The sequence below is a fragment of the Novosphingobium sp. genome (assembly GCF_030696665.1).
Lineage (GTDB): Bacteria > Pseudomonadota > Alphaproteobacteria > Sphingomonadales > Sphingomonadaceae > Novosphingobium.
Map to the genome: position 1 here is coordinate 142021 of NZ_JAUYRV010000028.1, position 23758 is coordinate 165778.

At 62.4% G+C, this 23758-nt stretch carries 18 protein-coding genes and 1 tRNA gene; 7 read left to right on the forward strand and 12 right to left on the reverse strand.

The window, feature by feature from the left end; genetic code table 11:
- Complete coding sequence (locus Q8R81_RS07330) at positions 1 to 1215, forward strand: CaiB/BaiF CoA-transferase family protein (protein ID WP_305616770.1); 1215 nt, start codon at positions 1 to 3, stop codon at positions 1213 to 1215.
- Between the two features lie 16 nt (positions 1216 to 1231).
- On the opposite strand, the gene Q8R81_RS07335 is transcribed toward Q8R81_RS07330, so the two are convergent.
- Together Q8R81_RS07335 and purD are read right to left on the reverse strand one after the other, a co-directional pair.
- Positions 1232 to 2245, reverse strand: a complete 1014-nt coding sequence (locus Q8R81_RS07335) for a sugar phosphate isomerase/epimerase (protein ID WP_305616771.1) — start codon at positions 2243 to 2245, stop codon at positions 1232 to 1234.
- Between the two features lie 36 nt (positions 2246 to 2281).
- Positions 2282 to 3568 (reverse strand): phosphoribosylamine--glycine ligase, encoded by a 1287-nt coding sequence (purD, locus tag Q8R81_RS07340; RefSeq protein WP_305616772.1) that lies wholly within the window; start codon positions 3566 to 3568, stop codon positions 2282 to 2284.
- On the opposite strand from purD, the gene xseA reads away from it, so the two are divergent.
- From xseA to Q8R81_RS07355, 3 genes are read left to right on the forward strand one after another with little or no spacing between them, the layout of a single operon-like run.
- On the forward strand, positions 3567 to 5045 hold the full coding sequence (gene xseA, locus Q8R81_RS07345; protein ID WP_305616773.1) for an exodeoxyribonuclease VII large subunit: 1479 nt from the start codon (positions 3567 to 3569) through the stop codon (positions 5043 to 5045). The genes purD and xseA overlap by 2 nt on opposite strands.
- Before the next feature lie 26 nt (positions 5046 to 5071).
- Complete coding sequence (locus Q8R81_RS07350; protein WP_305616774.1) at positions 5072 to 5272, forward strand: DUF2093 domain-containing protein; 201 nt, start codon at positions 5072 to 5074, stop codon at positions 5270 to 5272.
- A 10-nt stretch (positions 5273 to 5282) separates the two neighbouring features.
- Complete coding sequence (locus tag Q8R81_RS07355) at positions 5283 to 6128, forward strand: M23 family metallopeptidase (RefSeq protein ID WP_305616775.1); 846 nt, start codon at positions 5283 to 5285, stop codon at positions 6126 to 6128.
- 106 nt (positions 6129 to 6234) lie between these two features.
- On the opposite strand, the gene Q8R81_RS07360 is transcribed toward Q8R81_RS07355, so the two are convergent.
- The gene (locus Q8R81_RS07360) at positions 6235 to 9225 is read right to left on the reverse strand and encodes a TonB-dependent receptor domain-containing protein (RefSeq protein WP_305616776.1); all 2991 of its coding nucleotides are present in this window, start codon (positions 9223 to 9225) and stop codon (positions 6235 to 6237) included.
- Positions 9226 to 9660: 435 nt separating this feature from the next.
- Here Q8R81_RS07360 and Q8R81_RS07365 point away from each other — a divergent pair, with 435 nt between their 5' ends.
- Positions 9661 to 10389, forward strand: a complete 729-nt coding sequence (locus tag Q8R81_RS07365) for a 2OG-Fe(II) oxygenase family protein (protein WP_305616777.1) — start codon at positions 9661 to 9663, stop codon at positions 10387 to 10389.
- On the forward strand, positions 10386 to 12065 hold the full coding sequence (locus Q8R81_RS07370; RefSeq protein ID WP_305616778.1) for a tetratricopeptide repeat protein: 1680 nt from the start codon (positions 10386 to 10388) through the stop codon (positions 12063 to 12065). Before Q8R81_RS07365 ends, Q8R81_RS07370 begins: the two co-directional genes overlap by 4 nt.
- Before the next feature lie 7 nt (positions 12066 to 12072).
- Here Q8R81_RS07370 and Q8R81_RS07375 read toward each other — a convergent pair whose 3' ends face one another.
- From Q8R81_RS07375 to Q8R81_RS07415, 9 genes are all read right to left on the reverse strand, one after another.
- Entirely contained in the window at positions 12073 to 13848 is a 1776-nt protein-coding gene (locus Q8R81_RS07375) for a hypothetical protein (protein ID WP_305616779.1), read from the reverse strand.
- A gap of 10 nt (positions 13849 to 13858) precedes the next feature.
- On the reverse strand, positions 13859 to 14281 hold the full coding sequence (locus Q8R81_RS07380; RefSeq protein ID WP_371135326.1) for a GtrA family protein: 423 nt from the start codon (positions 14279 to 14281) through the stop codon (positions 13859 to 13861).
- A gap of 11 nt (positions 14282 to 14292) precedes the next feature.
- Positions 14293 to 15900 carry an NAD(P)/FAD-dependent oxidoreductase gene (locus Q8R81_RS07385; protein ID WP_305616780.1) on the reverse strand — a complete coding sequence of 536 codons (1608 nt, stop codon included), beginning with the start codon at positions 15898 to 15900 and terminating at the stop codon, positions 14293 to 14295.
- Positions 15901 to 16019: 119 nt separating this feature from the next.
- Positions 16020 to 16694: a PilZ domain-containing protein gene (locus Q8R81_RS07390; RefSeq protein ID WP_305616781.1), complete on the reverse strand. Its 675-nt coding sequence runs from the start codon at positions 16692 to 16694 to the stop codon at positions 16020 to 16022.
- Positions 16695 to 16820: 126 nt separating this feature from the next.
- Entirely contained in the window at positions 16821 to 17918 is a 1098-nt protein-coding gene (locus Q8R81_RS07395; RefSeq protein WP_305616782.1) for a phytase, read from the reverse strand.
- Complete coding sequence (locus Q8R81_RS07400) at positions 17918 to 20266, reverse strand: TonB-dependent siderophore receptor (protein ID WP_305616783.1); 2349 nt, start codon at positions 20264 to 20266, stop codon at positions 17918 to 17920. Before Q8R81_RS07400 ends, Q8R81_RS07395 begins: the two co-directional genes overlap by 1 nt.
- A 126-nt stretch (positions 20267 to 20392) precedes the next feature.
- Positions 20393 to 20477: transfer RNA gene (locus tag Q8R81_RS07405), tRNA-Leu, on the reverse strand.
- An 81-nt stretch (positions 20478 to 20558) separates the two neighbouring features.
- Entirely contained in the window at positions 20559 to 20840 is a 282-nt protein-coding gene (locus Q8R81_RS07410; protein ID WP_305616784.1) for an integration host factor subunit beta, read from the reverse strand.
- A gap of 157 nt (positions 20841 to 20997) precedes the next feature.
- Positions 20998 to 21339, reverse strand: coding sequence for a GntR family transcriptional regulator (locus Q8R81_RS07415; RefSeq protein WP_305616785.1), 342 nt, complete (start codon positions 21337 to 21339; stop codon positions 20998 to 21000).
- A gap of 247 nt (positions 21340 to 21586) precedes the next feature.
- Between Q8R81_RS07415 and Q8R81_RS07420 the strand changes: the two genes are divergently transcribed.
- Complete coding sequence (locus tag Q8R81_RS07420) at positions 21587 to 23611, forward strand: peptide MFS transporter (protein ID WP_371135327.1); 2025 nt, start codon at positions 21587 to 21589, stop codon at positions 23609 to 23611.
- Positions 23612 to 23758: the final 147 nt, after the last annotated feature.

Below are 23758 nucleotides of genomic sequence, written 5' to 3' on the forward strand. Positions count from 1 at the left end.
ATGCCATCACGAAATCCCGGGACTGCACACAATCCCGGTGCCCTGCGCGATATTCGCGTCCTTGAACTGGGCCAGCTTCTGGCCGGACCCTTCTGCGGACAGCTGCTGGGCGATATGGGCGCCGATGTGATCAAGGTGGAGCCTCCTGTGACCGGCGATCCCATGCGCGATTGGGGGCAGGGCGCAGAGAAGGTGCAGTGGGAAGTGATCGCCCGCAACAAGCGCTCGGTCAGCGCCAACTTGCGCGTGGCCGAAGGTCAGGCTCTGGTGAAGAAGCTGATCGCCCATGCTGATGTACTGATCGAGAATTTCAAGCCCGGCACGATGGAAAAGTGGGGCCTTGGACCCGATGTGCTGCTGGCCGAAAAGCCCGATCTGATCATCGCGCGCATGTCGGGCTATGGCCAGACTGGCCCCTATTCCAACCGCGCAGGCTTTGGCGGCATTGGCGAAGCGATGGGCGGCTGGCGCTATATCGTGGGTGAGCCGGACCGCGCGCCTTCGCGCATGGGCGTGTCCATCGGCGATACGCTGACCGCCACTTATGGCTGCATGGGCGTCCTGGCCGCACTGCACGAACGCGCGCAAACCGGACGCGGGCAGGTGATCGACGCTGCGCTTTATGAATCCGTGCTGCAGGTGATGGAAGGCCTCGTCCCCGAATATGACCGGACGGGCTTCATCCGCGAACGCTCAGGCTCGGTGCTGAAAGGCATTGCCCCGTCGAACGTCTATTCGTGCAAGGACGGCGAGTTCATGATCGGCGCGAACAAGGATTCGCTGTGGAAGCGGCTTGCCAGTGCGATGGGGCGTGAGGAACTGGGCGATGATCCGCGCTATGCCACGCACATTGCACGCGGCGAGAATCAGGACGAGCTGGACGTGTTGATCAACAACTGGACCAAAACGCTCACCATCGACGAGGTCGACGCGTTGATGATCGAACATTCGATCCCCGCAGGCCGCGTCTATCGCGCACCTGATATGCTGGAAGACCCGCACTTTCAGGCGCGTGAGGCCATCATTGAGGTTGAGACCGAGCGCTTCGGTCCGCTCAAGATGCAGTCCAGCTTCCCCAAGCTTTCGCTTACTCCCGGATCGGTCCGCCGCCCGGCCCCGTCAAAGGTCGGGCAGCACAATGCCGAGATCTATGGCGAGCTGCTGGGCCTTGGCGAAGCGGAACTGGCGGAGATGGAGGGCCGGGGCGTCATCTGACGCGCCGGCTTCACGGTCATTCGAACCCGATCTTCTTCATGTAGTTGGCGCTGCCGGTGATCGCCACGATCAGGTCATCGGCACGGTCCTGCTCAACGAAGAAGTGTTCCACGCCTGACTCCTTTGCAGCGGCGATGATGCCCGCCATGTCGAGCGAGCCATCGCCGAGATAGGTGAGGTGCGGGAACATTGAAATCCAGTCGGAAGGCGCGCCGCCGTCTCCGGCAAAGCGGTGCTGCCCCTTCATGTCCTTCAGGTGCATCATCCGGTAGCGCCCCTTGTAGCGCGCCAGATAGTCCTTGGGATCGGCACCGCCAGCCGTGGTCCAGTAGGTATCCATTTCAAAGAACACGTGGGCCGGATCGGTCGCATCAAGCAGCGTGTCGAGTGGCACTTTGCCATCCACCGGCACCAGACCATAGCCGTGGTTGTGATAGGCAAAGCGGACGCCGTGGCGGGTTGCATCCTCGCCGATGCCGTTGAACAGGTCTGCGGCGCGCTTGTAATCGTCAACCGTGGCGCGCTGGTCCGCCGGGAGGCTGGGCAGCGTCACATAGGTTGCGCCAAGTGCGCGTGCGGCTTCTGCCAGCGGTCCCATGCGCGTTTGCAGCGTGAACAGGTCGGTGTGCATCGACGGCACGGTCAGGTCATGCTCTGCGAACACGGCGTTGATCTGTGCGGTGCTTTGCCCGAAGAAGCCGCTGCCCGAAAAGCCGACCATTTCTGCGGTCTTTTTCCAGCCTTCGATCTGGCGCGGATCGCTGAACGTGTACGGCCCGTAGGTTTCAAGCTCACGATAACCGAGGCCCGCAAGCATCGCGATGGTGCCCTCAAAGTCCGTGCTGAGCATCTTCGCGACGGACCACAGCTGGATGCCGAAGCGGCGCTTGCCGTCCATCGCGAAGGACGGTGCGACTTTCATCGCGGCGCCAGTGATGGCGGCAGCGCCCGCAGCGCCAAGGAATGTGCGACGGTTCATGCGTTCAGGCTCCCGGTCATGCGCATTGTCTTGCGCTGTCTGACCGGACATTGACCGCAGGCACGTCCTGCGGTCAAGGCCTTACGTTCAAGCCTCGGCTTCTTCGCGCTCAATCTCGCGCCAGCCGATGTCACGGCGGCAGAAGCCTTCGGGGAAGCTGATGGCGTCAACCGCTGCATAGGCTGCATCGCGCGCCGCCTTCACGCTTGGGCCTTTTGCTGTCACGTTCAGCACGCGTCCGCCATTGGCAGAAAGCACGCCGTCCGCCGATAGCGTGGTGCCTGCGTGGAACACTTTCGCTCCGCCTGCCTCCGCTGCCGGAATATGGTCAATCCGCCCGCCCTTCTTTGGCGTGCCGGGATAACCCTGCGCGGCCATGACCACCGTCATCGCCACATCGCCCGAAAACCGTGGAGGCTGGATGCTCGACAGCTTGTTGTCGGCGCAGGCCAGCAGCAGTTCCACCAGATCGCTCTCCAGCCGCATCATCAGCACCTGGCATTCGGGATCGCCGAAGCGCGCGTTGTATTCGATCAGCTTCGGTCCCTGTTCGGTCAGCATCAGGCCCGCATAGAGCACGCCTGAATAGGACATGCCTTCATCCGCCATCGCCTTCACCGTGGGCGCAACGATCTGGGCAATCGCCAGTGCTTCCAGCTCAGGCGTCAGCACGCGCGCCGGGCTGTAGGCTCCCATGCCGCCGGTGTTGGGACCGGTATCGCCATCGCCCACGCGCTTGTGATCCTGCGCCGAACCGAACGCCACAATGGTGGCGCCATCGGTGAGCGCAAAGAAGCTCGCTTCTTCGCCGGTCAGGAATTCCTCGACTACCACTTCCGCGCCGGCAGACCCGAACGCACCGTCGAACATGTCGTCAACCGCGGCCTCGGCCTCGGCCATGCTCATCGCCACGACAACGCCCTTGCCCGCCGCCAGCCCATCGGCCTTGATCACCACCGGCGCGCCGAATTGTTGCAACGCTGCGCGTGCCTCTTCCAATGACTTCGCCCGTACATAGCCCGCCGTCGGGATGTTGGCGCGCGTACACAGATCCTTGGTGAAGCCCTTGGACCCTTCAAGCTGCGCCGCCACCCGGCTCGGCCCGAACACCGAAAAGCCTGCCGCCCGCAGCGAATCCGTCAAGCCATCGACCAGCGGCGCTTCCGGCCCTACCACGATCAGCCCAACGCGATGGCTCTCGCAAAAGGTCACCACTGCCGCATGATCGGTAAGGTCCAGCGCAACGATCTGTGCATGATCGGCGATGCCGGGGTTGCCGGGGGCCGCATAGAGCTTGCCCGCCAGTGGCGATTGGGCCAGTTTCCATGCAAGGGCGTGTTCGCGCCCACCCGATCCCAGCAGCAGGATATTCATGGCATTCCCTTCCGCGCCTTATGATGACGACGATGCAAGTGGCTCGGGCGGGCTAGTAGCGAGGGAATCGGCTGGCGACAACGCTCCGGCGCTTTCCATCTCCGAGATTTCGGCACTGCTGAAGCGCACGGTTGAGGATCGTTTCGGCTTCGTGCGCGTGCGTGGAGAACTTTCAGGCGTCAAACGCGCAGCATCTGGCCACCTCTATGTCAGCCTCAAGGACGAGAGCGCGCGGCTGGATGGTGTGATGTGGCGCGGCAATGTGCAGCGCCTTGGCTTCCGGCCCGAAGACGGCGTGGAAGTGATCGCCACCGGCAAGCTGACGACTTATCCCGGCCGCTCGAACTACCAGATCGTGATTGATCGCATGGAGATCGCGGGCGAAGGGGCGCTGCTGGCGCTGCTGGCCAAGCTTAAGGCACGGCTTGAGGCCGAGGGGCTGTTCGACCCGGCTGCCAAGAAGCCCCTGCCTTTCCTTCCGCGCGTGATCGGCGTGGTCACATCGCCCACCGGCGCGGTGATCCGCGATATTCTGCACCGTTTGTCCGACCGTTTCCCCACGCGCGTGGTCGTTTGGCCTGTCTTGGTGCAGGGCCAGGGGGCAGGCGCGCAGATCGCCAACGCGGTGCGCGGCTTCTCGTCCTTGCCCGAGGGCGGCGAGATACCCCGCCCTGATCTGGTCATCGTCGCACGCGGCGGCGGCTCGATCGAGGACTTGTGGTGCTTCAACGAGGAGGAGGTCGTCCGCGCCGTGGCGGAATGCACCATCCCGATCATCAGCGCCGTGGGGCATGAGACCGACACCACGCTGTGCGATTTCGCCGCAGACTTGCGTGCGCCCACCCCTACTGCGGCTGCCGAACTGGCGGTGCCGGTGCAGGCCGAACTCGCGGCCTTCGTTGCCGACCTGAATGCCCGACAGCGCCGCGCGCTGGCCCGGCAGCTGTCGCAGGCCAAGGAGCGGCTGGCTGCCCGCAGTGACCGCCTGCCGCAACCGCAGGCGCTGCTGCAAGGTCAGGCCCAGCGCGTTGACGATCTGGGTGAGCGCCTGCGCCGCGCCCTGCTCCATCGCACCGAAATTGCCGGATCGCTGCTGGCCCGCCATGCCGGAGCGCTGCGCCCGGCCATGCTCACCGCGCGGCTGGAGCGAGAGGCCGAACGCCTTGCCGCGCGCCGGTTGCGGCCCGAAGTGCTGCTCCAGCGCATCGAACACGCGCGGGGCAAGGTTGTCGCGCTGGACCGGTTGCGCCTGTCGCTTGACCCTGAAGCACCGCTGAAACGCGGCTATGTGCTGGTGACGGATAGCGAGGGCCAGTTGGTCAAAGATCGCGGCACCGCTGCCAATCGGCCCAGCCTTACGCTGAAATTCGGTGATGGTACGCTGGACGTCAGCACCGGCGATGCGCCTCCGCCCGCACGCCCATTACCAAAGCCGCGCCCACCCGCGCCGCGCGCCGGACAGCAGGAATTGTTCTAGGCGCGTAGAGGCGCTACATTGCACTCATGTTGATGTCCCAATCCGGCCGCCTTGCGCGCCTTCACTACCTCCCCGGCAGCTTCCGCCAGCTTTCGGGCGGTGATCATGTCCTGTGCGCGGTGAGCGGTGTGCAGATCCCGCTTGACGCTTTGCGCTACTGGTGCGCCCAACGGCAGGAGGCCTATGCCACGGCGGATATCTCCACGAAGCGGCACCTTGAAGGGTGATCGGGCAGGGATGATCCTCCCCCGCCGCCAATTCATTGCCGTGTCCGCGTCGCTGTTGGCGGGATTGTCGCTCGGCAATACTCCAGCCCGCCCGATTACGCTCGAACCCGGTGGCCGGATGACGCAAGGCGGCTGGCTGCGCGGGCGGCTTGCACCCGGCGCATCCGCGCTGGCGCTCGATGGCAAGGCGGTGCCGTTCGCCCCGGATGGCGCGTTCCTGATCGCATTTGATCGTGACGCGGGTGCTTCGGCGCAACTTGTTGCCACTTTCGCCAATGGCAAACCGGTTGCCGAAACGCTGACCATCGCGCCGCGCGCATGGAACATCGAACACATCAATGTCGCGCGCAAACCCGGCGGCGTGACCGACGAAGCCTATATGCGCCTGCGCAAATCCGAACTGGCGCGCATCGGCGCTGCTCGCAGCCACGATAGCGGCGCGCAAGGGTGGCGGCAGAACTTCGTGCGCCCTGCCCCCGGCCGCCTGTCGGGCCGTTTCGGATCGCAGCGCATCTATAAGGGTGAGCCTGCCGCCTACCATTCGGGCCTCGATATCGCAGGTGGGGCGGGAACGACCTATGTTGCGCCTGCCGATGGCGTGGTGATCCTTGCAGCGGCGGACAAGGCATTCAGCCTCGAAGGCCACCTGCTGATGCTCGATCACGGCATGGGGCTGAACAGCGCGTTCCTGCACAGTTCCGCGCTGCTGGTGAAGGAAGGCGACTTCGTCAAGCAGGGCGATCCCATCGGTCGTATCGGCGCTACGGGCCGTGCTACCGGGCCGCATCTGCACTGGTCGATCAAGTGGGGCGGGAGTCGCCTTGACCCGCTGCTCTTGCTCAACCCGGCCATCTGAACCTTCGCATCACGACGCGGCTTCGCCGCAACAACATCCGTCCAGACGCAAAAAGGGGCGCCGAACCTTGGTTCGGCGCCCCTCCTTATTTGGTCTTCGTAACGGATCAGAAGCGGAACTGAGCCGAGATGAAGAAGTCGCGACCAAGCACGTCGAAAGTGCTCGGGTAGGTGTTGGCCTGCTGTGCGTTGGAACCGATAACCGGCGGTGCCTTGTTGAACAGGTTGTTCACGCCCATGTTGATGGTGGCGCCTTCGGTGACTTCAGCCGACAAGCTGAGATCGAAGACGTTGTATGCACCGATGCGATCAACGATGAAGTCCGTTGCATCATCATCGTCATCGGTTGCACCAACATGACGCCAGCGTACCGACGTGGTCAGCGGGCCGTCGATCCAGCTCAGACGGCTATTGGCCTTGAACTTCGGAATTGGGTCGCCGCAGTTCAGGCCGAACTTGCCAGCGCACTGCACGTTGTCTTCCGGCAGATCAACCAGCGGAGTAAACGTGTACTTGTCGGTGTAGGTCGCCAGGAAGTTGAAGGCGAGGCGCGATTCTTCGCCGAACATGCCAAAGCCCATGCGGGTGGCATAGTCGAGCTGGAAGTCGACACCGCGTGTCTCCAACGACGCCAGGTTTGCATTGTTGGCGCTGACCACGAACGGAGGTCCAGAGATGATACCTTGGCTATCGCGGCTGATAAGGCCGCAAATGGCGCTGTTGGCATTCTGGATGACGTTGTAGCACAGGTTGAGGATGTTGTTGACGCCACCACCGGCAGTCGAGATCGACTTGTCGATGCTGATGTCATAGAAATCGACCTGCAGCGTCAGACCGCGAACGAAGCTCGGCTGAATGACGACACCGGCCGTCCAGGTATCCGAAACTTCTTCGCTCAGGTTCGGGTTGCCACCAAAGGCACCCTGAATCTGGGCGTTGGGCTGAAGCGCCAGACCGGTCCCGACCGACGAACCTGGTACGCCCGTTGCGATGCAGAGATCGCGAATGGTCGCATTGCTGGCCGACGATGCAAGCGAGCACGGATCGGTTGCCGCCGGGAAGCCGACCGACTGGCCACCGAACAGTTCACCCACGTTAGGTGCACGGATGGCGCGCTGGTACTGGCCACGGAACGTGATGTCACGAACCGGTGCGAAGCGGACGCCGGCCGAATAGGCCCAAACGCCGCCAACGGCTTCAAGCGAGTAGTCGGAGTAGCGCACTGCACCATCAATTTCCAGACGGTGGATGAAGCCGTCCTGGATCAGCGGCACCGAAAGTTCACCGAAGAATTCGGTCGCGGTGTAGCTGCCTTCGGTGGGCTGACCGGCGTTGAAGCCAACAACGTCACCTGAGGAAAGCGCAGTATCAGGGATGAACTCGCTGCCCATCTGACGCCATTCGGTGCCAACTGCGAAGCGGATCGGTTCGTTCGACGTACCGAGCTTGAACAGATCACCAGTGATGCTTGCCTGTGCAACCTGCAGTTCCGAGATCACAGTGTTCTGTGCCAGAATTGCGATCGAGTTGAGGCACGAGTCGCTCAGCTGTTCAAAGCCGAACACGTTGCAGGTGCCGTTGCCAGCCAGACGCGTGAAGGCGCTGCGCGAGACGTTGCCTTCCTGGATCTGCGAGTTCCGGGTGCGCGAGTACATGTAGTACGCATCGTAGCGGATCGAGTCGGTGATATCGCCACGCAGACCGCCCAGAGCGCGGAATGCACTGCGATCATCCGAAGCATTACGCGACGAGATGCCGGTGGTGCGGGTGTTCACCTGGATACGCGCAGAACCCGGCTGAAGCGCACCAAAGTCGCTGGTGCCAGCCCTGAATGCGCCAAATGGGTTGGTGCAAACGCCTGTGGGGTTGGTTGCGGTCACTGCGGCACAACCAGGGGTAGCGGCAGCAGCAATTGCAATCTGCTGGTTGGCAGCAATCTGAGTCAGCTGAGCAAAGTCGCTTGCCGAAACCAGACCCTGAATGCGGCTCAGCTGGAAGTCGACGTTCTGGGTGATCGGAGTTGCGGCCAGTTCATTCTCGACGCGGTTGTTGACGTAGGAGAATTCGAAGTAAGCCTTGGCGTTGGCGTTGATTTCGTAGTCGCCATAGCCACCAAGCAGCCAGCGCTCCTGCGGGACCATCAGGTAGTTGACGGGCGCGAAGTTATAGCTGTCCGAGCCAGCATAGGGCCGGCTGGTGCCCGGCGTGGAAAAGAATGCGCCGAGACCGGGATAGTTGGTGCCAGCAGCGATCGGGAAGCAGTTCACTTCCGAACCGGCGGTGCAGCTCGAACCGATACCGATGGCGAGGCTCGGCGTGGCCACGAGACGGCCCTGCGGTACGCCTGCAGAACCCAGCGGAACGAGGCTGGTTGCACCGTCGCCCAGAGCAGTGCGCGAGAAGTCACGCGCCGATGCGAACACGCTGCCGCGCTTGTTGTATTCACCGTAAACCGTGACATTGCCGCGATTGTCAGCAAATTCAGTGCCCATTGCGATGTTGGCGTTGAAGCGACGACCGTCACCCTGGCCGGTCAGGCTCTGCTGCACGCCCACTTCGAGGCCCTGCAGATTGTCGCGCAGCTGGAAGTTGACGACGCCAGCCAGCGCGTCCGAACCGTACACGGCCGAACCGCCACCGGTCACGACTTCGACGTTCTTCAGCAGGAAGGTCGGGATGGTGTTGAGATCGACGGTCTGGTCGGTGCCGTAGAACATGTAGCGACGGCCGTTGACCAGCACCATCGTGCGCTGCGCGCCCAGACCGCGAAGGTCGAGCGTGGCGACGCCGCCACCGGGGTTGTTCGAGAACGAGGTGGTGCCGGGAATGACCTGTGGCAGGGCGTTGAGGACCTGTTCAGCGTTGACCGTACCGGTCAGGCGGAATTCTTCAGCACCGACGATCGAAACCGGAGCAACGCTGGTGACGTCGCTGCGTGCGATACGCGAACCGGTGACGACGATAGCCTGTGCCGGCTCTTCACCTTCGGCCTGGGCTTCCTGAGCAAACGCGACTGGCGATACCAGCGCGAGAGTGACGGCGGCAATCGCCGTCGAGCGCTTCAGCGCCGCGCGCTTGAGCATGCTAGATTGAATCACTAATCAGTCCTCCTGTTAAGTCTGACAGCGCACCTGTGGATGCGCCAGCCCAACCCTGTCTTGTAGATTGCAACGGCGTGGTCCCTGGCGAAAAGTTTCGCCTGCAACAACCGAGCGCCCGCAAACTAACGGCTCTTTCGCCACACTGCGGGAATGCTGTAAAGCTAATGCAACATAGCGTACCGCCTAAGCCAACGGGTTGTTGCAACTGCGCAACACCCCTCGAATCCGTACAAATTACCGGATTGACAGCATTCGGGGCGCACAAGCGGGTATTTTGGCCACAATCTTGCGTTCAGGCGCGGTGCATCTTCTCAAATCTTGCCACGTGTGGGTCAATTTCATCTGCAACCACACTGCGCCCGATTTAGTGCAGAATTGACTTCCATTGCCACACCGGACTAGCATCGTCGCCATCATGAGGCCCTGTTACGGATGATCCGGATTTTCGACCTTGATTCCGGGATCGATCGCGCTGCGGCCGCACGGCGGTTTGCCCGCGATGGCCGTGTACAGATTCGCAACCTGCTGACGCCGCAGTCCGCTGCAAACCTTCAAGACATCATCGCCCGGCAAACGCCGTGGGGCATCGCTTGGCAGGCTGGCTCTACTGGACCGCAGCGGCTCGATGCGCGCCAGATTGCCGCCATGCCACCGCCCAGGCAGCGCGAACTGATCGAAACGATCCACCGTTCCGCCGCCAAGGGCGAATATGCGGTGCGCTTTACCCAATACGCCATTTTGGATGCCTATTTGCAGGCAGGGGCACCCTCAGGGCCACACGATCTGGCGCTGGAACATCTTAACGATACACCATTCCTTGAACTGGTCCGCGAAGTGACCGGTATTCCCGAACTGGCGAAGGCCGATGCGCAAGCGACGCTTTACGGGCCGGGAGATTTCCTTTCGGTCCACAACGACAGCCACGTCACGGAGGGCTGGCGCGTTGCCTATGTCCTCAATCTGACATCAGCGGACTGGCAGCCGGATTGGGGCGGCTACCTCAATTTCCTTGATGAGGACGGTGACGTGATCTGCGGCTGGAAGCCCCGCTTCAACACGCTCAACCTGTTGCGGGTGCCGCAATTGCATCAGGTGACCTATGTGCCGCCGTTCGCCCAGCGCGCACGTTATGCGATAACAGGCTGGCTGCGGGACCGGTGAGCCTGACTGCGCAGCAATGGCGTGATCGTGCAATGGCGGCAAAGGCGGCGGGCGATCTGGCGGGGGCCGAGGCGATCTTTGCGCAAGCCATCGCTGCTTTTCCCGGCAACGCGCAGTTGCTCAATAGCGCTGGCAGCTTTCTGGCCAGCCAAGACCGTCACGCCGAAGCGCTGGCCCGGTTTGAGGCTGCGCTGGCTGCCGATCCGAACCATGCTGAAGCCATGTGCAACAGCGCAATCTCGCTCTCACGCCTTGGCCGGGCGGCGCAGGCGCTGGAGCTGCTGGCCGGGCAGGAAAAGTCCCTCGCCAAGGTTCCGCGCTACTGGGCCGTCCGCGCGGCGACGGCGCGCGAACTGGGCCAACTTGACGAGGCTGCCCGCGCCTATGACGCGCTGCTTCGGATTGAGGCGGCGCATCCACGCGGCCTGCACGGACGCGCACGCGTGGCGCTTGAGCGTGGCGAGGGCGATATGTGCGCCCGTTTCGAAGCGGCCCTGCCGCACAATCGCGCCGATGCTACCGCCTTCCTCGGTTATGCGCAGGCACTGGCCTGTTCGGGCAGGCTGGCCGAAGCGCGCGATCTTGCCGAAACGCTGATCAGGCAGTTGCCCGCGTGGACCGACGGCCTCTCCTTCCTTGCCCAGTTGCGCTGGGGTGCAGGCGAGGCGGACCGTTTTTGCGATCACTTTGCGCAGGCTGCCGCCGCAGCGCCGCATGATCCCGCCATTGCCTTGGCATGGGCAAACGCACTTTCGGGGACAGACCGTCACGCCGATGCCGCCGCCGTCGTCGGTCGCGCTGTCGCCGCGCAGCCCGGCAATGTTGCGCTGGCATTGGCCGAGGCTGAACATGCGGGCGCTGCTGGCGATCTTGCCCGGGCCGAGCAGATCTTTGCCGCGCTCGTCGTGCAGACGCCGGAACGCAAGCTTCAGGAAGCCCGCCACCGCCTCCGCCAGCGCGCGCCCCACCGGGCCGAAGTGCTCTTAGCCGAAGTCATCGCCGAACGGCCCGATACGATCGCAGCATGGGCCTTGCGCGATCTGGCGTGGCGGATGCTGGACGATCCGCGCGCGCAATGGCTGCACGGCCAGCCCGGCCTTTATGCGCAGCGTCGGCTTGGCCTGTCGCCCGCGTTTCTGGCCGATCTGGTCACCCTTTTGCGCGATCTTCACGCCAATTCGCTGCCGCCGGTCGGCCAGTCCGTGCGCAGCGGCAGCCAGACATGGGGCGGCCTGTTTGATCGCATGGAGCCGGAGCTGCGCACCCTGCGCGCGGCCATCAAGGATATGATTGCCGATTTCCGCGGTGGCCTGCCGCCTGCTGACGACACCCACCCCCTGCTGCGCCATCGCGACCAGCCGTGGTTCATGCGCGGAAGCTGGTCGATCCGCATGACAGGCGCGGGCCGCCATACCGAGCATGTCCACCCGCAAGGCATTGTGTCATCCGCCGTGCATCTGGTGGTTCCGTCCGACGCAGGGGTTGGGGATGCAGGGTGCCTGGAACTTGGCCGCTCGCCGCCCGATCTTGGGCTGGATCTGCCGCCGCTCGCTACGATCATCCCGGTGACAGGCAGCGCGGTGCTGTTCCCCAGCACGTTCTACCACGGCACGCGGCGCTTCGGTTCGGGTGAGCGGATGTCGGTTGCGTTTGACGTGGCAACTGCAGCGGGATGACGGCGCTTCAGCGCACGCGCCAGACCTTGACCCCGGATTGCGGATCGACTGGCACCGGCTCCAGCCAGTCCGGGGCGCGGCCCTTTACAAGGTGCGCCATGAACCCATTGGGCGCGAGTTTGCGATAGACGCGGGACTCTCCACCACTTGGGCACACCACCACCAGCGTCGCCCCGCGCTGCGCCATGATCTTGCGCGCGCCGTGATCGGGGCCGAGGAACGCGACGATCAGATCGCGCATCGCGGCGCTGGCTCGGTGGTGCGCAGTGGCGATCACGGTGTGATTGCTGGTGACCAGCAGGGTCGGCCCGATGTCCAGCCCGGACAGGATGGTTGCGCGCGGCATGGCCGCAATCTGCGGGGCAAGCGCGGCGAAATCGCATGTCTGGATCAATTTTCCGGAGGGTGGCTTGGGCGGATTGATCGCCGAAGCAGCCATGCCGACCAGCGCCCCAGGCACGAACAGCGCCACGATCAGCAGCACGCGCGCAAGGCGGCGCAGCAGCAGCCGGTCGGCAGACCAGCGCGCGATCTGCTCTTCGATTTGCCAAGCAGCCGGAACCGCAGCGAACAGGCACGCCACCGCCGAAGCGCGAGCCACCAGCAGGCCGACCAAGGTCGCCCCGGCCAGCAGCAGCGCTGTGTCCACCCAGAAATCGCGTGCCTGCCGGTTTTGCGCCATGCACCACAGCCGCCAGCAGGCCAGAAGGCCAAGCGCGGGCAGCAGAACCATTGTTGCGCCCAGCACCAAGCCCTGCCGCCAGAAGGGCAGTCCTTCCACCACTGACTGCAGCCATACCGTCTTTACCAGCGGATCGAGCGCGCCAAAGGCATCGGCAGAAAGGCATTGTGGTGCGCGCAGGCCCATGATTGCAACGGCACCCAGCCCGGCAATCCCCAACACGGCCATGCCCAGCGCCGGAGGCCGCGTGCGCAGCCGGGGCAATGCCAGCGCGCACACGCCCGCAACCCACAGCAGGACCGCCACATGTACCGGTGACAGAGCATCGCAATAGTCGGCAAGATCGCCCAGGCCGCGCGTCAGCAGGAACAGTCCCGCCCCGCCCAGTGCAAGGCTTGCCATGTAGCTCACCAGCCAGCGGTCATCGCCGCGCAGCAAGCGCAGCGCGCAGACGCCTGCGAAGATCACCGCCAGCGGCAGCGATTCGAGGGAGATCGCGAGTGAAAGCGCCAGCGCCAACCCTGCCACCGCGCCGCCACCCCTGACAGAGCGTGAGGCCATGCCGTTGAGCGCCACCAACGCCAGCACATATTGCCAGCCATGATGATCGATGCGCAGCGGCATCATTCTGAAAGATGCGGGTACTGCGGTCAGCACCAGCAGTGCCGCAATCGCGCCCGCCTTTGCGCCGAATTGCCGTGCTGCCAGCCGCGCCGTCAGCGCCATTGCCGCCAGCAACGTCAGCAGTGGCACCAGCACGATGGCAACCACTTCGGCCTGCGCCATGCCGAGCAGCGGACGCAGCAGCACGATCACCGTCGCAATTGGCAGGTCAACAATGCGTGTCCAGTGCATGGGCACGCCGTCGGGCGGGGCGATGCGATTTTGGGTAAGGTCAAACCAACCTTGCCCTGCCAACAGATCGCGCACTTGCTGCAATCGCAGCGCATCATCGCCATCAAGGAAATGCGTGGGTGAGAATGCACCCCAACCCGCGAACAGCATCAGCGCGGCACCCAGCAGCCAAACGGCCAGCACAGCAGCCCACGGGGTGGACGTGCCGGAACTTCCTGACGAGGGACTGTCGACAGCCCCCCTCATCGGTTGCGGCTCACTGAAACACCACCCGTTTGCGCAGCAGCCATGTGGCAGTGAAGCTCGCGCCGATGGCGGCGATCTTGGCAAGACGCGAATCCACGCCAATCATCGTTCCGGCCGCCACGATCAGCGTGGTCAGCCCAAGGCCGACCAGTGCAGACCCCACGAACAAGGCCTTCTGCCGGTTGCGCGCACCACGCTCCGAAGCGACCTCGTCGGTGAACACAGTGCGGCTGGACAGCAGCCAATGCGCCACGATGCCCAGCGAATAGCCCGCAGCCGATGCCGCCACCGGGATCGTCCCCAGCGCCAGCAGCGCAAGGAACGAACCCATGTCCACTGCCAGCGCCCCCACGCTGGCAAGCAGGTAGCGCAGAAGTGTGATGCGGCGCAGGCGGTCGATCATCGGCAGGATCATCCCGTTCAATTCGGACACCAGTATTACCGTCAGGCAGCCTTTGCGGGCTTTTCAGGCGCGATCCGCTCGGGCACTGCGCGCACCGAAGCCAGCGCTGCAGCCTGATCCTCGCTCAGCGTTGCGCGTGCGGGGATCGCGTTCTGCGCACCCTCATCACCCGCTTCGTGGTACTCTGCGTCCTCGTTGACGCACCACGTGTCATAGACCCGCGCACCCGCCGCGATGTTTTCCACCGTCAGCATCGCGGTCATCATCGCGTGATCCTGGTTGTTGTAGCGGTGCATGCCGTTGCGGCCCACAAGGTGCAGCGTCGGGTGTGCAGCTTCCAGTTCGGTGCGCATTGCGGCCACGTTGGCGGCATATTCGTCGTCGTAAACCGGATAGGCCTTTTCCTGACGCACCACCACGCCGCCAATCACCTTGTCCGGGCTGACAAGGCCGAGGATCGCCATTTCTTTGGTCGCCAGCGCAATCAGATCATCGTCGGTCGAATCCCACAGATCGTCGCCTTCGAAGCAGAAGTATTCCAGCCCCACGCAGGCCACGCTGTCATCGGGCACCATTTCGGGCGACCATGAACGGAAGTTCTGGATGCGGCCCACCTTCACCTTGCTGTCGTGAATGTAGATCCAGTTGTCGGGGAACAGTTCTTCCGACCGGATTTTCAGCGCCACGGTCAGAAAATCACGATAGCGCAAGCGGCTGCCCTCCAGCGAGGTTGCCGGTAGCGGGTGCAGGCGCGCGCCCAGTTCGCGCATCGGCGCAGAACTGATGGCGTGGCCAGCCTCAATCATCACATCGCCATCCGGGCCGGTGGCAGACAGGCGCCAGCCGCCCTGCCCATCAGCCGCCAGTTGCTTGAAGGAATGGCCCATCAGCACTTCGCCGTTGCCGGTGGCCAGAATCTTGTCGCGTGCAGCATCCCACATCATGCCCGGGCCGAGGCGCGGGTAGCGGAAGGTTTCGAGCAGGGTCTTGGTCTGCATCCCGTCATTCGGGCGCTTGTTCAGCCCAAGGCTGCGCTTGAGGCCATCAGTGACAGCGCCCCAGAGCGAAAGCCCCTTGATGCGCTGCGCCGCCCAGTCTGCGCTCATCTCGTCACAGGGCATGCCCCACACCTTCTCGGTATAGGTCTTGAAGAAGATCGAATAGAGCTTGCTGCCGAACTGGTTGATCGTCCAGTCCTCGAAGCTCTTCACCGTGCGGTTCGGGAATGCCTTGGCCTTGGCAAAGCTTGCCATGCACAAGGTTGAGCGCACCAGCCCGAGGTTCCACAGCGCTTCGAACGCACGCAGTGGATAGGAGTAGAACTTGCCCTCATAGTAGATGCGGCTCATGCGCGGGCGCTGGATGAAATCGTCCGGCAGGATCTCGTTCCACAGATCGACCACCTGCTGCGATTTCGAGAAAAAGCGGTGTCCGCCGATGTCGAAGCGGTAGCCTTCGTGCTCCACCGTGCGGCTGATCCCGCCGACGTAAGTGTGGTCCTTCTCGATGATTGCCACCGAGAAGCCGCGCTTCGTCAGGAGGTATCCGGCGGTAAGGCCGGCTGGCCCTGCGCCGATGATTGCAACGTCAACCTTGCGGCTCTGGTTCGCTGAAGTCGCACCCGTGGCACGAATCGTCCCGTTAACCATTAAAACCCCCGTCTAAAGCGCTCTTCGCTGGGGTCAGAGGTGAAGGAAAATGGATAAAGGATGGTTAACGATGGGCGCGGGTTTGGCGAAAGTTTGCCTGCCCATAGGCGTCACACGGATCAAGGACGCCGAAAGCGCTCCGGATGGTTGCGCGCGTCGTGTTCATGCTCACCGGTCTGCAGTGGTGCAGCGATACGTGCCAGTTCGTCCAGCTTGAACGTCTGTTCAAACAGCAGGCCATAGCGCGGGTGGCTGCGCCAGCGCACTTTGGCATAAAGCGGCGGCATGACATCCGTCTCGATCCGCACCAGTTCGTTCATCAAGAGCCACTTGTCGCTCTCGATCTGCGCGCCTTGCTGCGAGATGTCCCGGAAAGCCACGCGCAGTGCCTCGCCACCTGAATGCAGAATCCCGTCAAGAAGGATGCGCAATCGCACCTGACGCTTGGGGAAGGCTCCGTGGCTTTCGTCAAGCAGACGCTGCACATCAACATCGGCGCCAAAACGGAAGCCGGCGAACTCGCCTTCTTTCCACACCAGTTCTACGGGATAACGGTCACCATTGCTCATCTCCACGGCCAGCGTGCGATGGGGTGGCAGCGGATTAAACAGGCGGATTTTAAGGCCGGTGGATGAAGCATCGCGAATAACGCAGAGAAATTCGCGTGAATCGTCAGCAATCAGCTTGGCAGCCCTGATCAACAGCATGAAGCGGGGGGCGGCGCGCTGTTCCGCTCCCCGTTTGTCTTCACCGCTATTTGCGGCTTGCGGTATCTGGTCTTCTGGCTGGGCCAAGCCCTGTCCCCTTGCGCATTGGTCCCCGCTTCCGGGACTCGCGCAAGTCCCGGACAGGACAAGCTTAGGCTACAAAGTCCTACCGTGAAGTTACCTAGCGCACATTGTCGCTGATTTTAATGTCATTCATCTTTGTAATGCTTGGACAATTTCATCCCAGCCGAGCAACTTGAAGTTCTGTGCTGCCGGTGCATTGTCGCCGTCCTGCGCTACGAATAGCCCGCCGGGAAATGCGGGACCGAAATCCCCCAGCGCCAGTTCGATCCCATCGGTGTCGCTGGTCGCCCCAAAGCGTCCAGCGGCAATGCGGAACCGTCCCCTTGGGGCAGCCGTGGCCAGATCGAACAGGACATAGGCGTTGTCGCCTTGGCTCGATGCAACGAGGAACCCGCCGTCTTCGCCCGCAGGGGCCAGCGCAAGGCCTTCCACGTCATCGACCAGGCCCTTGTCCGGCCCGACCATCGCAAAGGCTTGTGCGCTCAGCGACGCTGGCTTCAGATCCACCTTCCAGATGCCGACGTCTTCCTCGGCAACGTAGAGAATGCCTGTCCGGTCATCCACCACGCAGCCTTCGGATTGCGTGGCAAACTTCACCGAACGCACATATTCCGCACGGATCGTTTCGCCAGCATCGATCAGGCGGCTTTCAGCCACTTCGCCGTCCTTGAGCACGACATAGGCCCGCGCCAGCTCTCCAGCACCCAGCGCCTTGCCCATGCAGAAACCATAGGCCTGCACCGGCGCGCGCCCCGCCGCCATGAAGGCCTGCGCGCCCAGAGCGGTCAGTTTGCCACTTGCGCCATCCAGCGTGAACAGCGCGATCTTGGGCACTGCGCCATCGGTCCGGTCACTGGCACCCACCAGAATGCGCCCCGGCGCAACTTCGCGCAGGTCCACATTGTTGAGCAGCCCTGCGGCCACAAAATCGCGCACTTTGCCGTCCAGCCCATAGACGTAAAGCCCGGCCTTCTTGTCCGTCCCCAGGATCAGGCTGGCCGCAGGATTGGCCGCATTGCGCCAGATCGCCGGATCGTCCGCCGCATCAGCCTTGCCCGTGCCCACCGGTGCGGTTTCACCCGTGGCCTGAACATCGACGGCTGGATAGGAGGGGCGCGGAGCAGCCTGCATCCCGGCGCAACCGCCCAGCAGGCCCGCGCAAAGCGAAACGGCCAAAGCCGAGAGCAACGCCCCCGGCCCTGGCTTTACGATAGCGTTCCGCCCCATCAGAACGCGTACCGTGCGACGATCTGGAACACTGGCCCTGCTTCTTCGGATTCGAGTTCGTATTCATCAAAGTCGCGCGCGATCTGGTCACCCGTCGTCGCAAACTTGTTGAACACTTCGTCCTTGCTGCTGTTGAGCAGGTTTGAACCCACCGCGCGGATGGTGAAGCTCTTGCCGATGCGCTTCTCGACGAAGATTTCGAGGTCGGCACCGTACGTCGTGGTCACTTCTTCGCCCACGGTGCGGTCATAGGCCGAACCCTGCTTGCGATAGGTTGCGCCGAACGAAGCGCCAACGCTTGGCAGGTTCTGGATGACGCCGAAGTTGTAGACGAACTTCGACTGGCCGTTGAAGCGGCGGCTGCCGAATTCGTCTTCGATGGAGCTGTCAATCAGCGACAGGTTGCCGAACACACCGGTGTCTGGCAGCCCCACCGCGCCAAGGTCAGCCGAAAGATCGAACTCCACGCCCCACACTTCGCCATCACCCACGTTGCGCGGCTGATAGACGAACGTGCCCGGTCCTTCAGAACCCTCAACCTGCGTGTTGGTCAGCTCGACCAGATCCTGCACCTTGCGGTAGAACACGTTGACCCCGATCACTCCGGTTTGGCCAAGGCGATATTCATAGCCAAGATCGCCACCCCATGCTGTTTCCGGGCGCAGGCTGGTGTTGCCGAGCAGATCGTTGTCACCCAATTCGGCTTCCAGCAGTGCAGGCGAGATATAGTCGAAGCGCGGGCGACGCACGGTGCGCGCAGCCGATGCTGTCAGGCGTCCGTCACCCAACTGAACCTTGACCGATGCCGATGGCAGCAGGAAGTTGTACTTCACGCGGGTCTGCGTTGCGGCAGTCAGGTCGTTGATGTTGACCGTGGTGTTTTCCCAGCGAACACCGGCTTCATACTTCACCCCGCCATTGCTGCCTTCGACCAGCGCATAAAGATCGCGGCGATCTTCCTCGATGGTGTTGAGGCCGCCCGGCGTGTTGGTGGTGGCCGGAAACGCGATAGCAAACGCGTCAGGATTGTTGGTGAACTGGTTGTACGTCAGCAGCGAAGCGCGCGGCACGTTGAAGCGGTTGCGCACGTCCGAAATGTCGGTGTCACGGTCCTTGTTCTGGGCAAAGCCGCCCAGCGCAAGCTCAAGGCCTTCGCTCAGCTTGAAGGTCTGCTCCAACTGCATCGAAAGTTCATCGTCGCGGATATCGGTCAGCGAGTAGTCGCCGGTATAGCGCGGCGTGGAGCGGTCGAACTCGATCTCGTGCTCGAACTCTTCTTCCTTGTTGTCAAACCGGGCAAATCCGATGCGCGCCGTGGTCTTGCCAAGGTCTGTTTCCTTGATGAACTTGGCAGTTGCGGCCCAGCTTTCCTGTTTGATGAACAGCGGGTTGTAGTTGTCATAGGTCAGGTTGCCATTGGCGTTGATGCGAATGGGACCGGTCGTCGATGTCGGATCGTTATAGCCCGACGAACGCTCGATCTGGTCGCGATCCGTGCGCACATAGTTGCCCGCGATCTCGAACTTGTTCTCGCCGTCGTCATAGGCCCAGCTCAGGTTGCCGGCATAGTCGGTGCCATTGCGGGTATCGGCCTGATCTTCCCGGTCGGCAAAGTCGTCGGTGGCGTAGTTCGGGTTGTTCTCGGGCGAATCGCCATAACGGAAGCTGGTCTTCTTCTTGGGGTTGTAACGTCCCTGCACGTTCACGCCCGCCAGCAGACGGCCGGGACCGAACTTGCCGCCATAGTAAAGGCCGCCCGAAGGCTTGATCTCGCCATCGTCAAAGATCAGCGCACCGCCGCGAACATAGCCGCCGTCCATCGAAAACGCATCGCGCAGCACGATGTTGAGCGTTCCCGCCACCGCATCGCCAGTACGGCGCGCCGAGTTGGAGCGCACGATCTCGACCTGCTTGATCAGTTCGGCCGGAACGCGATCAAGGAAGAACGAGCGGTCGACGTTCGATCCGGGAATGCGGTCCCCGTTGATCAGGATCTGGGTGTAACCCGGATCGAGGCCGCGCAGGCGTGCGCCGTCAGATTCCAGCACGTCCGAAAGGAACGTCACCGAAGGCACGCGCTTCAGCGCATCGCCTGCGGTCAGCGGTTCGAAGCGGCGGAAGTATTCCTCGTCATAGACCAGAACCGGTTCGGCCTGATCGCTGTGATTGCGGAAACCGATTGTGCCCTGCACCACGATTTCGCGCGCCGTGCGGGTTTGATCGTCTGCCATGTCAGCAGCCGCATCGGGCGCAACCTGTTCATCGGCAGCGTATGCAGGAGTGGCCAGACAAAGGGCAGCGCTGCACAGCAGGATCGCGCGGCGCGATCGCTCAAAAATCTCGGTCATGGTCTTGGTATCCCTCATGGAAACGCTTTGCTTGGCGTCGCCTCTAGGGATGGTTCCTGACCGTTTTGCGACGGTTCCGGGACGGATTTACGACAAGCGCGCGGCGCGAGTCGCACAACTGCAATATGGTGCGGACGGCGGGACTCGAACCCGCACGATCAAGGATCAAGGGATTTTAAGTCCCTGGCGTCTACCATTCCGCCACGTCCGCGTTGATTTGCGCCTGCCACAGCGCAAAGGGCGCGGCAACTTTCGTTACCGCGCCCTTTGCCGTTTTTTCAATAAATATGCGTCAGTCCGCGTTCAGCCGAACCCGCATTTCCTTGCCTGCCTTGAAATAAGGCACGCGCTTGCCCGGCACTTCCACCGTTTCCCCGGTGCGCGGGTTGCGGCCCTTGCGGGCATCGCGTTCCCGCGTGGAAAACGCGCCAAAGCCGCGCAGTTCCACGCGTCCCCCTTCGGCGAGACGCTTTGCGATCTCGTCGAAGAAGACATCGACAACGCGCTCGATTTCCTCGCTGCGCATCCCCGGACTCTCTTTGGTGAGCGCCTGCAGCAGCTCCGATCGTATCATGATATTCCCTCCGCCTGGCATTCGCGTGGAATGCCCCCCAGTTATTGACGATCCCCGCGCCCGAACCCCCGTTACAGGCACGTTTCTTCCACTTGCCACGGTAGTACGATCATTACAATCTGTTGATAGTATCACGCGTGACCGAAAATGGACCGGTTCAGGTGTTTTCCGTTACGTCACGAAGAGTGATTCCAAGGCGCTGCATTCGCGTCGCAATCTCTGGCCATTCCTCCCGAATGAAGGCTTCGCGCTCGCGTGCGCGCAGCGCCGTCACCGCGCCGGGGGCCACAAACATGCCGATGCCGCGCTGCACATTGACCAGCCCCTCATCCTGAAACTGCTGATAGGCTTTGGCCACGGTCAGCGGATTGGCGCCTTGCTGCGCGGCATAGGCGCGCACCGATGGCAGCATCGCACCTTCCGGGTAAAGGCCATCCAGAATGGCCGCGCAAATCTCGTCGCGCAGGCGCAGATAAACCGGGCGGTTGGCGTGATTCATGATTTGCCTAGTTCATGATTTGATTGGGCTACTGGTGATGCACTGCCATAATACAGTCAGACGCACAACGGCCCGTCGGTCAGGCGTGATCCACACCCTGAGCGCGAGCGACCAATCTGGTTGCGAATGAAAATAGTTTCTTGCCATTGCCGAACGTGCGACTAAAGCGCGTGCCTTTGCTGCGCGGGAGAGGCGCGGCACTTGCATTATTGACACGACAACCACAACCACGAGGCCGCCCGCTCGCATGGCTCAGGATAACATGACGACCGCTCCGATCAACGGCGCCCAACCTGCAACTGCCCCCGCGCCTGACGAATGGTTCGGCCATCCGGCGCAACTCAAGCGCCTGTTCACCACCGAGATGTGGGAACGCTTCGGCTACTACGGGATGCGGGCGATCCTGACGCTCTATCTGGCCAAGCATTTCCTGTTCAACGATGCCACCAGCACAGGCATTTATGGCGGCTTTACCGCACTGGTCTATCTTACTCCGCTGATCGGCGGACTCCTCGCAGACCGCTATCTCGGCTCGAAGCGCTCCGTCAAATTCGGCGCGATTCTGATGGCCATTGGCTACTTCATGCTCTGCTTCGGCGGCGAGGCAGCGAAGCCTTATGCCGTGATCGAAGGCCAGCGTTATGACGTGGCTGTTTCAGAAATTGCCGGCCCTGAAGGCGCGACCAAGGAAGTTCGCTCGCTGGAAATGGGCGGCCAGCGGCTCGAAATCGTCGGCAACGATGACAAGTCGGTCTCGCTAAAGGCTGCCGATGGCACCGAGACAAAGCGTGTCGCGCCCGGCGGCTTTGAATCCGATGGCGAACGCTCCCCCTTCCACATCGGCATTCTGCTGATTGGCCTCTCGCTCGTCACCGTCGGCAACGGCTTTTTCAAACCCAACATCTCCACCATCGTCGGTACGCTCTACGCCGATGGAGACCGCCGCCGCGATTCAGGCTTCACCATCTTTTACATGGGCATCAATCTCGGCTCGCTGATTTCACAGTTCTTCTGCCCGATCCTTGCCGAAGCAGTCGGCTGGTGGGCGGGCTTCGGCCTTGCGGCGCTGGGCATGACCTTTTCGTGGGTGCTGTTCCAGTTCGATGGCGGACGCCTTGATGGCTATGGCGAACGTCCTGCCGGGGCCGATCCGCGCAAGGATTGGCTGATTTATGGTGCGGCTGTGGTCTGCGTCCCGCTGTTCTTCTTCCTGTTTACCAACCTGATGGCCTATGTGCCACCAGCTGCTGGCGAGGGACTGGTCGGATACTTCCTTGGCCTGCCGATCATGGGCAAGATGATGTTCGGCACTTTCCTCATCGCAGTTCCCGGCATCCTGATCTGGGCGCTGACCGCAGGCAACCGCGTTGAATTCCAGATGATGCTGGCGGCGATGGTGCTGATCGTGTTCAACACCGTGTTCTGGACGCTGTTCGAACAGGCCGGATCGTCGCTCACCCTGTTTGCCGAACGCAACACCATGCTCGAAGTGGGCTGGACGCGCCCGCTCTTCGCCATGTTCCGCGAAACGCCTGCCAGCTATTACCTGTTCTTTGCCCTGCTTCTTGGCGGGCTTGGCTGGGCGCTGACGTGGTTTTTCGGCAATGGCGAGGCGCCTGAAACAAAGCGCAAGATGGCAATGGCCTTTGGTCTGGTCATGCTCGCAGGGTTCGGCGGAATGGCCTATGCGCGCAGCCTCGGCTTTGGCAACGATGCGGTTTATGTCATGCCTGCAGGCCAGACGCAGATCTTCAACGCGCTGTTCATCGTCACGCTCGCCCCGCTGTTCAGTGTGATGTGGAACGCAATGGCGCGGCGAGGGGTTGAGCCTTCAATCCCGATCAAGTTCGCTATCGCGCTGATGGGCGTGGGCGGCGGGTTCCTGCTGCTGGTGTGGGGCGCGCAGTTCGCCGATGCGCAGTTCAAGGTCGGGCTGATGTGGCTTGCCGGGCTTTATCTCATCCATTCGATGGCCGAGCTGTGCATCTCGCCGGTCGGCCTGTCGATGATCACCAAGCTGTCAATGGCGCGCATCGTGGGCATGATGATGGGTGTGTGGTTCCTGTCCATTGCGGTCGCGCAATATGTTGCAGGGATGGTGGCCCAGGTTGCCAGCGTCGAAACGGTCGGCGGGCAGGTTACCAACCTCAAGGTCAGCCTCGATACGTATGTCGGGGTGTTCACCACGATTGGCCTGGTATCGGTCTGTGTCGGAGCTGTGCTGCTCGTCATAGCGATCCCTCTGAAAAAGCTTATGCATGGCGTGACTTGACCGGAACTGGTTTGTTGGCAGTAAACTTGGTCCAGATCGGAACAAATCGGCGGTAACGCTGGTTGCCAGTGTTCGGTCGTCAAACTAGGCGAAGACATCAAAACGATACGGTTCGGGTCGCAGCGAACCGACGGAGATGGGGGATCA